This is a genomic window from Lysobacter enzymogenes, from assembly GCF_023617245.1.
Taxonomy (GTDB): Bacteria; Pseudomonadota; Gammaproteobacteria; order Xanthomonadales; family Xanthomonadaceae; genus Lysobacter; species Lysobacter yananisis.
On record NZ_CP067396.1, the window covers coordinates 2142083 to 2154234 of the forward strand.

The 12152-nt window shown below is 70.8% G+C and carries 9 protein-coding genes; 7 read left to right on the forward strand and 2 right to left on the reverse strand.

All coding sequences use genetic code 11. The features are described from left to right. Nucleotides 1–22: 22 nt before the first annotated feature. The 6 genes from map to dapE are packed head-to-tail and all read left to right on the forward strand — an operon-like array spanning nucleotide 23 to nucleotide 6486. Nucleotides 23–799: a type I methionyl aminopeptidase gene (map, locus tag JHW41_RS08990; protein WP_091794707.1), complete on the forward strand. Its 777-nt coding sequence runs from the start codon at nucleotides 23–25 to the stop codon at nucleotides 797–799. After that, nucleotides 721–3543, forward strand: coding sequence for a [protein-PII] uridylyltransferase (gene glnD / locus JHW41_RS08995; RefSeq protein ID WP_428995483.1), 2823 nt, complete (start codon nucleotides 721–723; stop codon nucleotides 3541–3543). The genes map and glnD overlap by 79 nt, the downstream gene beginning before the upstream one ends. Further along, nucleotides 3519–4454, forward strand: coding sequence for a 2,3,4,5-tetrahydropyridine-2,6-dicarboxylate N-succinyltransferase (dapD, locus tag JHW41_RS09000; RefSeq protein WP_231784048.1), 936 nt, complete (start codon nucleotides 3519–3521; stop codon nucleotides 4452–4454). The genes glnD and dapD overlap by 25 nt, the downstream gene beginning before the upstream one ends. Nucleotides 4455–4495: 41 nt before the next feature. Further along, nucleotides 4496–4927, forward strand: coding sequence for a hypothetical protein (locus JHW41_RS09005; protein WP_250449677.1), 432 nt, complete (start codon nucleotides 4496–4498; stop codon nucleotides 4925–4927). A 54-nt stretch (nucleotides 4928–4981) separates the two neighbouring features. Continuing rightward, nucleotides 4982–5341 carry a Spx/MgsR family RNA polymerase-binding regulatory protein gene (locus tag JHW41_RS09010; RefSeq protein ID WP_250449678.1) on the forward strand — a complete coding sequence of 120 codons (360 nt, stop codon included), beginning with the start codon at nucleotides 4982–4984 and terminating at the stop codon, nucleotides 5339–5341. Beyond that, nucleotides 5338–6486, forward strand: coding sequence for a succinyl-diaminopimelate desuccinylase (gene dapE, locus JHW41_RS09015; RefSeq protein ID WP_250449679.1), 1149 nt, complete (start codon nucleotides 5338–5340; stop codon nucleotides 6484–6486). The genes JHW41_RS09010 and dapE overlap by 4 nt, the downstream gene beginning before the upstream one ends. Before the next feature lie 146 nt (nucleotides 6487–6632). Here dapE and JHW41_RS09020 read toward each other — a convergent pair whose 3' ends face one another. Next, a complete protein-coding gene (locus JHW41_RS09020; RefSeq protein WP_250449680.1) occupies nucleotides 6633–9050 on the reverse strand; it encodes a penicillin acylase family protein in 2418 nt (805 codons plus the stop codon). Nucleotides 9051–9547: 497 nt separating this feature from the next. Between JHW41_RS09020 and asnB the strand changes: the two genes are divergently transcribed. Further along, nucleotides 9548–11233, forward strand: a complete 1686-nt coding sequence (gene asnB, locus JHW41_RS09025) for an asparagine synthase B (protein ID WP_250449681.1) — start codon at nucleotides 9548–9550, stop codon at nucleotides 11231–11233. Nucleotides 11234–11449: 216 nt separating this feature from the next. On the opposite strand, the gene JHW41_RS09030 is transcribed toward asnB, so the two are convergent. Further along, complete coding sequence (locus JHW41_RS09030; protein ID WP_250449682.1) at nucleotides 11450–11920, reverse strand: hypothetical protein; 471 nt, start codon at nucleotides 11918–11920, stop codon at nucleotides 11450–11452. Between the last annotated feature and the right edge of the window lie 232 nt (nucleotides 11921–12152).

The following is a 12152-nucleotide window of genomic DNA, read 5'->3' on the forward strand; positions in this document are numbered from 1 at the left end:
CTGAATGAGCGATAATGCCGGCATGGCCATTTCCATCAAGACCCCCGAAGAGATCGAGAAGATGCGCGTCGCCGGCCGCCTGGCCGCCGAGGTGCTTCAGGTCGTCGCCCCGTACGTCAAGCCGGGCGTCAGCACCGGCGAGCTGGACCGCATCTGTTACGACCATATCGTCAACGTGCAGAAGGCGATCCCGGCCAACGTCGGCTACAAGGGCTTCCCCAAGACCGTGTGCACCTCGGTCAACAACGTCATCTGCCACGGCATCCCCAGCGATTCGAAGATCCTCAAGGACGGCGACATCGTCAACATCGACGTCACCGTGATCAAGGACGGCTGGCACGGCGACACCAGCCGCATGTACTACGCCGGCACGCCGTCGGTCATGGCCAAGCGCCTGGTCGAGGTGACCCGCGAGGCGATGTTCCGCGCGATCCGCTTCGTCAAGCCCGGCGCCACCCTCGGCGACATCGGCCACATCATCCAGACCTACGCCGAAGCCGAGCGCTTCAGCGTGGTGCGCGACTACTGCGGCCACGGCATCGGCCGGGTCTACCACGAAGAGCCGCAGGTGCTGCACGTGGGCCGGCCGGGCGAGGGCATCAAGCTGGTTCCCGGCATGACCTTCACCATCGAGCCGATGATCAACGAAGGCACCTACCGGCATAAGACCCTGCCGGACGGCTGGACCGTGGTGACCAAGGACCGCAAGCTGTCGGCGCAGTGGGAGCACACCGTCGCGGTGACCGAAGACGGGGTCGAGATCCTGACCCGCGTGCCCGGCGACGACAACGACCTATGACCGGCCCCGTCGCCGACGAACGCTCGGCGACGCCCGCGGCGGCGGCCGAGAGCGCCGCCGACGCCCGCCGCCCTTGCGCGGGCGGCGCAAATCCCGGCCCTAATCCCGGTTCGGATCCCGACGACGGCGCGCCGCCCGCGCCCGGCACGCCCGCGGCGATCCGCGCCGCGCTCGCGGCGGTGGACGCGGCGCTGGCCGACCGCTTCGACAACGGCGGCGACGCCGACATCGACAAGTTGCTGCGCGCGCGCGCCGACGCGGTCGATGCGCAAGTGCGCGCGGCGTGGCGGATCTGCATCGCCGAGGACGCGCCGCTGGCGCTGTTCGCGGTCGGCGGCTACGGCCGCGGCGAACTGTTCCCGCAATCGGACATCGACCTGCTGGTGCTGGCCGAACCGCAGGCCCAGGCGGCGCAGGCCGAACAGCTCGGCTGCTTCTTCGCCAGCCTGTGGGACGCCGGCCTGCCGGTCGGCCACGCGGTGCGCTCGCCGGCGCAATGCAGCGAGGCCGGCAGCGACCTGACCGTGCTCACCGCGATGCTGGAAGCGCGCCCGATCGACGCCGACGCGGTCGCGCGCATGGCCCTGCAGGCGGCGATCGCGCCGTCGCAGGTGTGGCCGGCGCGCGAGTTCTTCGTCGCCAAACGCGACGAACTGCGCCAGCGCCACGCGCGCTACGGCGACACCGCCGACAACCTGGAGCCCAACCTCAAGGAAGGCCCGGGCGGCATGCGCGACGTGCAGACCCTGCACTGGATGGCGCTGCGCATCATCGGCACGTCCGACCTCGAATCGCTGGTCTCCATCGGCCAGCTCGGCGCCGACGAGTGGGCCACGCTGGAGCGCGAGCGCCGCGCGCTGTCGCGGCTGCGCTTCGGCCTGCACCTGGTCGCGCGCAAGCGCGAGGAGCGGCTGCGCTTCGATTACCAGAAGGTGCTGGCCGAACGCCTGGGCCATGTCGACAGCGCCGACAACCTCGCCGTCGAGCAGATGATGCAGGGCTTCTACCGCAGCGCCGCGCTGGTGCTGCGGATCGGCGAGCGCTTGCTGCAGCGGTTCGAGGAACAGATCGAGGGCGAAGCCGCGCCGGTGGCGCTGGGCGCGCCGTACGAGGCCTTCGAACTGCGCCGCGACTACATTGCCGCGCGCGAGCCGCAGTGGCCGCGCGACGCCGCCGAGGTGTTCGCGCTGTTCGCCGCCTGGGCCGCGCACGACGAGATCCGCGGCCTGCATTCGCAGACCGCGCGCGCGCTGGCCGAGTCGCTGACCCGGGTGCCCGGCTACGAGCAGGCCGAACCGGCGCTGCGCGAGCGTTTCCTCAAGCTGTTGCGCGGCCCGCATCCGGTGCACGCGCTCGAGCGCATGGCCCGGCTGGGCGTGCTGGGGCGCTGGATTCCGGCGTTCTCGAAAGTCTCCGGGCGCATGCAGTTCGACCTGTTCCACGTCTACACCGTCGACCAGCACACCCTGGCGGTGCTGCGCAACCTGGCGCGGTTCGCCTCCGGCGTGGCCGACGAGCGTTTCAGCATCGCCCACGAAGTGTGGCCGCGCTTGCGCAAGCCGGAACTGCTGCTGCTGGCCGGGCTGTTCCACGACATCGCCAAGGGCCGCGGCGGCGACCATTCCGAACTCGGCGGCGACGACGCGCGCGCGTTCGGCACCGTCATGGGCCTGAGCGAATCCGATACCGCATTGGTCGAATGGCTGGTGCGCCAGCACCTGCTGATGTCGGTGACCGCGCAGAAGCAGGACATCGCCGATCCCGAGGTGATCCACCGCTTCGCCAGCAAGGTCGCCGACCGCGAGCACCTCGACCATCTCTACCTGCTGACCTGCGCCGACATCGCCGGCACTTCGCCGAAGCTGTGGAACGCGTGGAAGGACCGGCTGCTGGCCGACCTGTACACCGCCACCCGCCTGGCTCTGCGCCGCGGCCTGGAGCATCCGGTCGCGGGCGAGGAACGCGCGGCCGAGACGCGCGAGGCCGCACACGCGATGCTGGCCGCGTTCGGCGCGCGCGACGAGGACATCGCTGCGCTGTTCGCGCGCATGCCGCAAATCGCGTTCCAGCGCGGCCGGCCGGACCAGATCGCGTGGCAGGCGGCGTCGCTGCGCGGCGTCGCGCTCGGCGACACCCGGGTGCGCGCGCGGCCGGTCAGCGCGCACGGCGGCGCCCACGCCGGCGCGCTGGAAGTGTTCGTGCATTCGCCCGACCGCGACGGCCTGTTCGCCGCGATCGTCGCCACCCTCGACCGGCTCGGCCTGGCGATCCAGCAGGCGCGCGTGCTCGACGGCCCGCACGGAGCGATCTTCGACACCTTCGAAGTGGTGCCGACCGATCCGCGCCAGCCGCCCAGCGCCGAGGACGTCGAACGCCGCTTGGCCGCGGCGCTGGCCGGGCCGCTGGACAAGATCCGTCCGGCGCGGCGCGCGCAGCCGCGCCACCTGCGCCATTTCCGCATCGCCCCGCAGATCGGGTTCTCCGATTACCGCAAGGGCGAGCAGGCGCGGCCGCGGACCATGCTGAGCCTGGTCTGCACCGACCGCCCGGGCCTGCTGGCCGACGTCGCGCAGACGCTGCGCCGGCAGAAGCTGCGCGTGTACGACGCGCGCATCGCCACCTTCGGCGAGCGCGCCGAGGACGTGTTCCAGATCACCGACGAGCGCGATCTCGCGCTCGACGAAACGCAACAGCAGGCCCTGCGCGACGCGCTGCTGGCCTGCCTCGAAGGAGACCACCGATGAGTTCCGCCCCGAAGAAGACGGTCAAGAAGACGACCAAGAAGGCCGTCAAGGCCGTGAAGAAGAAGCCGCAGGCGCCGGGCGCCGACGAACTCAAGTTCATGATCGACAGCGCCTTCGAGCGCCGCACCATGCTGACTCCGGACGAGGTCGAAGGCTCGACCCGGCCGACCGTGGAGCGGGTGATCGCGGGCCTGGAGCAGGGCGAGTTCCGCGTCGCCGAGCCCGACGGCAAGGGCGGTTGGAAGGTCAACGAATGGCTCAAGAAGGCGGTGCTGCTGTACTTCCGGGTCAACGACATGCAGGTGGTCGAGGCCGATCCGGCGCCGTTCTGGGACAAGGTCCCGGCGCGCTTCGAAGGCTACGGCGAAGCCGATTTCCGCAAGCTCGGCGCGCGCGTGGTGCCCGGCGCGATCGCCCGCCGCGGCGCCTACATCGGCAAGGACGTGGTGCTGATGCCGTCGTTCGTCAACATCGGCGCGCACGTCGGCGAAGGCACCATGGTCGATACCTGGGCCACGGTCGGTTCGTGCGCGCAGATCGGCAAGCACTGCCACTTGTCCGGCGGCGCCGGCATCGGCGGCGTGCTGGAACCGCTGCAGGCCTCGCCGACGATCATCGAGGACCACTGCTTCATCGGCGCGCGTTCGGAAGTGGTCGAAGGCTTCGTCGTCGGCCACCACAGCGTGATCGGCATGGGCGTGTTCCTGGGCCAGAGCACCCGCGTCTACAACCGCGCCACCGGCGAGATCAGCTACGGCTACGTGCCGCCGTACAGCGTGGTGGTGTCGGGCCAGCTGCCGGCGAAGGACGGCTCGCATTCGCTGTACTGCGCGGTGATCGTCAAACAGGTGGATGCGAAGACGATGGCCAAGACCAGCATCAACGAGCTGTTGCGCGGGTTGGCGGACTGAGCGTGGGGCCGACCGCCGCCGCGAGCCTTTCCAGTCCGCGCATGACCCGTTGGGTGAAACAGCCGTTTCCGGGCATGGCGCTGGCGGTGCTCGGGGCGATGCTGGTGGGCGGCGTCTTCAGCCGCCCCTGGCATCCGCCGAGCCTGCTGATGGCGGTGGGCGTGGTCGTGTTGGCGGCGGCGATCCAGAGGACCATGGCCCGGCATCTCGCCGACGACGTCGTCGACGGCGGCGACCATCTGCTGGTGCGCTCGGGCGGGATCGAAGAGAAGGTGATGCTGCGCGATGTGGCGTCGATCCGCCGCGGCTTCGGCCACAACCCCGAGCGACTGATCCTGACTCTGCGCCGGCCGGGCCGGCTGGGCGACACGATCGCCTTCATTCCGAAGGGAATCCGCTGGTTTCCCTACGTCGAGCATCCGCTCGCCTACGAGCTCATGACGCGCGCGCGGCTGCTGCGCCTGCAGCCGTGAGCCGGCGCGCGTACACGGGCGCTCACCATTTTTCGATCGAAAGGTTGTTCCGCCATGACCACCCTGTACGGACTCAATAACTGCGACACCTGCAAGAAAGCGCGCAAGTGGCTCGACCGCTTCGGTGTCGCCCACCGCTTCGTCGACTACCGCGACAACCGGCAATCGCCGGAAACGCTGGTCGAGTGGAAGACCCAACTCGGCGGTTGGGACGCGCTGATCAACAAGTCTTCGACCACTTGGCGCACGCTGCCGCCGAACCGCAAGGAGCCGGCCTCGGACGCGGAGTGGAAGTTGCTGCTCAAGGAATACCCGCAGCTGATCCGGCGGCCGGTGGTGGTCACCGACGACGGCAAGGCGACCCAGGGTTTCAGCGACAACGGCTTCAAGCAGCGTTTCGGGATCGGCGCGTGAGCGCGGCCGCCGCGCCGAGCGAGGTGCTGGCGCTGACCTGCGAATTGATTTCCCGCGCGTCGGTGACGCCGGCCGACCTGGGCTGCCAGGACCTGATCGCGCAGCGCCTGCAGCGCGCCGGATTCGCCTGCGAGCGCCTGCGTTACGGCGAGGTCGACAATCTGTGGGCGACCCACGGCGATGGCGATGGGCCGACGCTGGTGCTGCTGGGCCATACCGACGTGGTGCCGTCCGGGCCGGTGGAGAGCTGGGCCAGCGATCCGTTCGCGCCGCAGATCCGCGACGGCGTGCTGTACGGCCGCGGCGCGGCCGACATGAAGGGCAGTGTGGCCGCGTTCGTGGTCGCGCTGGAGCGCTTCGCCGCGGCGCATCCGCGTCATCGCGGCCGCGTCGCGCTGTTGCTGACCTCCGACGAAGAAGGCGACGCCATCGACGGCGTGCGCCGCGTCGCCGAGACCTTCCGCGCGCGCGGCGAACGCATCGACTGGTGCGTGACCGGCGAGCCCTCGTCCACGCGCACGCTCGGCGACCTGCTGCGGGTCGGCCGGCGCGGCACCTTGTCGGCGACGCTCAAGGTGATCGGCGTGCAGGGCCATGTGGCCTATCCGGACAAGGCGCGCAATCCGATCCACCAGGCGATGCCGGCGCTGTCGGAACTCGCGGCGCGGCGCTGGGACGAGGGCTACGAGACCTTCCCGCCGACGTCGCTGCAGATCAGCAACCTCCACGCCGGCACCGGCGCCAACAACGTGATCCCGGGCGAACTGCAGGTGCTGTTCAACCTGCGCTACAACCCGAGCTGGAACGCGCAGCGGCTGGAGCAGGAATGCGAGGCGGTGCTGGACGCGCACGGGCTGCAGTACGAACTGGCGTGGTTCCGCGGCGGCGAGCCGTTCTACACCCCGGAAGGGCCGCTGCGCGCGGCCGCGCGCGAAGTGCTGGCGCGCTTCGCCGGCGCGGCGCCGGAAGAGAGCACCGGTGGCGGGACTTCGGACGCGCGCTTCATCGCGCCGCTGGGCGCGCAGTGCATCGAGATCGGGCCGGTCAACGCGAGCATCCACAAGGTCGACGAGAACGTGTCGGTGGCCGATCTGGAAGCGTTGCCGGATCTGTATCTGGCGCTGATCGAGCGTTTGATGCTCTGAGCGCGGCCTCGGCCGCCTCTTGTAGGAGCGGCGCGAGCCGCGACCGCGACAACGCAACTACGACGATGGTTGCGCCGCAGTTGCGTTGTCGCGGTCGCGGCTCGCGCCGCTCCTGCAGGTAGCCGGCGAAACCACGCCGGCGATCGTTACTTCGCCGGCTCCAGCGTCATCGTGTACTTCGCCGCGCCCGGCAGGAACGGCGTCGGCCGGCCGTGCACCCAGTCGTCGTGGCCCGCGCCCCAGAACGGCGACAGCGGGTGGCCGCTCTGGCCGCCGGGCATGTGCACGATGCCGTCGGCTTCGTGGCCGGGCGAGACCACCATGCGTTCGGAGGCGCCGAAGTCCGGGCGCTGCACGCGCGGCATCGCCGCGTCGCCGGGCAGCTGGTCCGGCGGCATGCACAGCGCGCGACGGGCGAAGCCGGGCAGGGCCGAGGCCAGCGGGTGGCAGATCGAGGCGGTGTTGTGCTCGCCCCAGGTGCGCTTGGACAGTTGCGCGGCCGCGTTCGCGCCGGGCTCGACCTTGAGTTCGGCCAACACGTCCTGCGCGGCGTGTTCGAGCAAGCCATCCCACGACTCTTCGTTGCGCGGCAGCAGGTGCGCCGGGCGCTGGGTCAGCAGCGGCCAGATCACGCCCTCCATCTGCTTGAGGTCGGGCATCTCGAACCGCGCGCCCAGCGCCGCCTGCGCCGGCGCGGTCAGGCCGTTGGCGATGCGGGTGAACACCGCGCGGCGCCAGTCGCGGACGATGCGGTAGCTCACCGATCCCGGTTCCGCGCGGCCTTCCCAGCGCTGCGCGGCCTGCGCCAGCGCCGCCAGCGCGGGCCGGTCCTTGGCCTGCGCGGCCTGGCCGCCTTGTTGCTGCAGCAGGTCCCACCAGTGCTTGAGGAACAGCGCGCGGTCGTCGAGCTGGATCGCCAGCAGGTCGCGTTCGCCGAATCGCTGCTTGGCGAACAGGCCGTCGCGGATCTGGCCGGCGCGCGCGCCGAGTACGTAGTCGCCCTGGCCGATGCGTTCGAGTTCAAGTCCGTCGAGGGTGCGCGTGTTCGCGGTCCACAGCCGGCCCGAGGGCGGCGCGATCAGGCTCGGCGCGTCGGCGGTCTGGATCGTCCACGGCGGGCAGGTCGGCGCCGGCAGCGCGCGGCCGGCGGCGTCGGCGTTCTCCACCAGCGCGGCGGTCGAGCACGCGCCTTCGCGTTCGGGAATCGGGCCGAGCAGGCGCCAAGCGATCTTGCCCCGGCTGTCGCCGACGACCAGGTTCTGCACCGGCAGCGCCACGCCGCGCGCGACTTGCAGCGCGTCGTCGACCGAAGCCGCGTGCAGCAGGTCGGCCAGGCCCATGTTGAGCGCGCCGGGCAAGTGCGCGCTCCAGCGCAGCGCCAGCGCGCTGCCGTCGGGATTGTCGTGCAGCAGCGGGCCCCAGTCGGTCTCGCGTACGGTCATCGTCTCCGCCGCGCGGCCGGCGACTTCGATGGTTTCCTCGAAGGTCTTCAGGCCGGCGCACTCGCCGGGCTTGGCGTTGCCGGCGCAGCCGGGCTGCAGCGACCAATCGGCCCAGTCGCCGTAGCTGTTGGTGAAGGCCCAGGCGACGTGGCCGTTGCTGCCGACCACCACCGCCGGCAGCCCGGGCAGGGTGAAGCCGCTGGCGTCGGTCTTGCCGCCGGGCGAGCGCGGGTCCGGGTAGCGCAGGCGCGCGCGAAACCACAGGTTCGGCGCGCGCAGGCCCAGGTGCATGTCGTCGGCGACGATCGCGCGGCGGTCTTTGGTCAGGCTGCCGGCGACGGCGAAGTTGTTGCTGCCGATCTCGTCGAGGAACGGCAACGGCACCAGCGCGCCCGGCGGCGGCGCGGGCAGCTTGCGCAGGTCGAGCTGGTCCGGACCGGGCAGGGCCGCATCGCCGAACGGCGCGCCGAACAGCGGCGCGTCCCAGGTGCTGCCGGGATTGGTCAGCAGCGCGAACAGCGCCGCCGGCACGTGCGGCTGGATGCGCGAGAGCGCCAGTTCGCGCGCGTTGTCGCCGCCTTGCAGGTCGAAATACATCGCATAGCCGACCAGGGCCGAGTCGGCCACGGTCCACGGTTCGGGCTCGCTGCGCAGCAGCAGATACGGCCAGGGCTTGCGCGAGAGCCCCTCGCGGCCGGCGTTGACGCCGTCGGCGTAGGCCTGCAGCAACGCGGCCTTGTCGCCGCTGAAGGCGGCCAGTTGCGACTGCACCCGCGCGCGCAGGCGGTGCACGCGGTGGCGACGGTCGTAATCGAGCGCGCGTTCGCCGAACAGCGCCGACAACTCGCCGGCGGCGGTGCGGCGCAGCAGGTCCATTTCGAAATAGCGCTCCTGGCCGTGGACGTAGCCGAGCGCGCGCATCGCATCGATTTCGCTGGCGGCATCGACGGTGACCACGCCGAGCGCGTCGCGCTGGACCGTGGCCGGTGCCGACAGGCCGGCGAGGGCGGGGCGGCCGTCGAGTCGCGGCAGGCTGCCGCTGAGCAGCCACCAGGCGCCGCCGGCGACGATCGCGAACAGGCAAAACAGCGCGAGCAGGGCGCGCTTGATCCATTTGGCCATGGGGTCCTCCGTGCCGGCGAGCTTAGCCGATGTGGACTCGGGCTGGCCTGAGAGAGCACTCCTTAGTGGGAGGCGGCCTCTGTGGGAGGGCCTTCAGGCCCGATGCTTTCGTCTCAGGTCGCGGCGATCTGAGCGGAAGGCATCGGGCCTGAAGGCCCTCCCACAAAAGCGCGGCGCGGGTCGGCGAATCGACCGGCGGCGCTTGCATCCGGCCCGATCCTCAAGCAGGATCGGCCCGTGACTTCCTTCTTCGCCACCGCCGTCTTCCGCAACGCCGCCGCTTCGGCCGGCGACGCGCGCGCGGCCGGTGCGAACGCGCGCGGCAACAACAATAACCGCAATAACGCCAGCCTCCCGCGGGCCGGCGACTAGCGCGCGCAACACACGCTAATCGCACCGGAAGCCCGCGCCGACCAGCGCGGGCTTCGTCGTTTCTGCCCTGCGAAAAACCTTCCCGCTCCCCTCCCACCGCTTCGAACCCCACTGGAGATTCCCCGATGTGCTCGATCCTCGGCCTGTTCGACCTGCGCGCCGGCGCCGACCTGCGTCCGCTGCGACCCCTGGCGCTGTCGTTGTCGGCGCGGCAACGCCACCGCGGTCCCGACTGGTCCGGCGTGCACGCCGAACCGCGCGCGATCCTGGTGCACGAGCGCCTGGCCATCGTCGATCCCAGCGGCGGCTCGCAGCCGCTGCGCTCGGCCGACGGCGAACTGGCGCTCGCGGTCAACGGCGAGATCTACAACCACCGCGAGCTGGAACAGCGACTCGCCCAGCCGTATGAGTTCCAGACCAAGTCCGACTGCGAAGTGGTCAACGCGCTGTACCGCGAGGGTCTGGAACCGGGCGAACTGCTCGGCCGGCTCAACGGCATCTTCGCCTTCGCCTTGTGGGACAGCGCGCGCGGCCGCTACCTGATCGCGCGCGATCCGATCGGGGTGTGCCCGCTGTACTGGGGCCACGACGCCGACGGCCGCCTGTGGGTGGCTTCCGAAATGAAAGCGCTGGCGCGGCTGTGCGACGACGTCGCCCCGTTCCCGCCGGGCCATTACTACGACAGCGAGGTCGGCGCGCCGGTGAAGTACTACCAGCGTCCGTGGCGAGACTACGACGCGGTGCGCGGGGTCGAGGTGAGCCGGCAGGAACTGCGCGAGGCGTTCGAGCGCGCCGTGCACCGGCAAATGATGAGCGACGTGCCCTACGGCGTGTTGTTGTCCGGCGGCCTGGATTCGTCGCTGGTCGCGGCCTGCGCGGCGCGCTTCGCCCGCCGCCGGATCGAGGAGGACGACCAGTCCGAAGCCTGGTGGCCGCGCCTGCATTCCTTCGCCATCGGTTTGGACGGCTCGCCCGACCTGGCCGCGGCGGAAGTGGCGGCGCAGGCGCTGGGCACCGTGCACCACGGCTTCACCTACACCTTCGAGGAAGGCCTGGACGCGCTGCCGGACGTGATCGCCCACATCGAGACCTACGACGTCACCACCATCCGCGCGTCCACGCCGATGTTCCTGCTGGCGCGGCGGATCAAGGCGATGGGGGTGAAGATGGTGCTGTCGGGTGAGGGCAGCGACGAGATCTTCGGCGGCTATCTGTACTTCCACAAGGCGCCGAACGCACGCGAGTTCCACGAGGAACTGGTGCGCAAGCTCGATGCGCTGCACAGCTACGACTGCCTGCGCGCGAACAAGTCGATGATGGCCTGGGGCGTGGAGCCGCGGGTGCCGTTCCTGGACGTGGAGTTCATGGAGGTGGCGATGCGCATGGACGCGCAGGCCAAGATGGTCGACAAGGCCGCCGGCAAGATCGAGAAATCGATCCTGCGCGAAGCGTTCGAAGGCTATCTGCCCGACTCGATCCTGTGGCGGCAGAAGGAGCAGTTCAGCGACGGCGTCGGCTACGGCTGGATCGACGGGCTCAAGGCCCATGCCGAGGCCCAGGTCAGCGACCGCGACCTCGCCGCGGCGGCGGTGCGTTTCCCGATCAACACGCCGCAGACCAAGGAAGCGTATTACTACCGCAGCATCTTCGAGCGCCACTTCCCCGGCGAGGCCTGCGCCAACACCGTGCCGGGCGGCAAGTCGATCGCCTGTTCGTCGCCGGCGGCGATCGCCTGGGACGCGGCGTTCGCCAACGCGGCCGATCCGTCCGGGCGCGCGGTCGCGGGCGTGCATCAGGCGGCGCTGGCCTGAGTTCGCTGCGGTGAGCGCGATCGGGCTGCGCTGAAGCGCGGTTGATCGAGGCCGCGGCAGCGAACAGCGGGCGGCCTGGGCGGTAGCGGCAAGAAGCGGTTGGACAAGTCCGCAGCGGCAACAGCACGCCGCCGCGGCCGCAGCAGCAAAAGATCGGGCGGCCGAGGCCGCGACAATGAAAAAAGCGGGCGGCCGAGGCCGCCCGCGCCGCCGCGGTCAGAGACCGCAGCCGACCCAGGTGCGTTCGAGCGTGCGCACCTGCGGCGGACCGGACGGGCAGTTGACCACGACGGTCGCCACGCCCTTGAGCTGGCAGCCGCCGCTGAGGAACACGTGCTGGCCGGCGACCGCCGGTTCGGCCGGGAACGACTGGCTGCCGCTGCGCGAGTCCTCGTCGATCTCCCAGTTCGGATGGGTGTCGTCGCGCCACCAGCCGGCGGCGTACACGGTGTAGCTGACCGGCGGCGGCGCGGGCGGGCTGAAACCGTCCGGACGCAGGTTGGCCTGGGCCAGCACGCGCGCGGTGGTGCCGGTGGCGACGAAGCCGAGATTCATTTCCATGACGTAGCCGCAGACCGGAACGGTCTGGTTGGCGTTCGGCGGCGGGCTGGCGAACGCCGCCAGCGGCAGCGCCAGGTACAGGGCGCCGGCGAGCGCCGGCAGCGAGAACGGGAACCGGTGGGACATGAGTATTGCCTCCTTGGCGTGGACGGCGCCGCGGATGCGCGGCGCCGCCGTGTTACTCGCCAAAGGCGGCGCAAACGGCTCATCGGCGCCGCGGGCGCAAGGCCCGGCGGTTCGCAGTCGGCTTTTGTAGGAGCGGCGCAAGCCGCGACCGCGACACTCCGGCTACGTCGCAACTTTCGCCGTAGTCGAAGTGTCGCGGTAGCGGCTTGCGCCGCTCCTACAGGGGCTTCAC

Coding starts and splice junctions, on each gene's coding strand:
- map (WP_091794707.1), top strand. CDS start 23: ATGGCCATTTCCATCAAGACCCCCGAAGAGATCGAGAAGATGCGCGTC.
- JHW41_RS09005 (WP_250449677.1), top strand. CDS start 4,496: ATGACCCGTTGGGTGAAACAGCCGTTTCCGGGCATGGCGCTGGCGGTG.
- JHW41_RS09010 (WP_250449678.1), top strand. CDS start 4,982: ATGACCACCCTGTACGGACTCAATAACTGCGACACCTGCAAGAAAGCG.
- JHW41_RS09020 (WP_250449680.1), bottom strand. CDS start 9,050: ATGGCCAAATGGATCAAGCGCGCCCTGCTCGCGCTGTTTTGCCTGTTC.
- asnB (WP_250449681.1), top strand. CDS start 9,548: ATGTGCTCGATCCTCGGCCTGTTCGACCTGCGCGCCGGCGCCGACCTG.
- JHW41_RS09030 (WP_250449682.1), bottom strand. CDS start 11,920: ATGTCCCACCGGTTCCCGTTCTCGCTGCCGGCGCTCGCCGGCGCCCTG.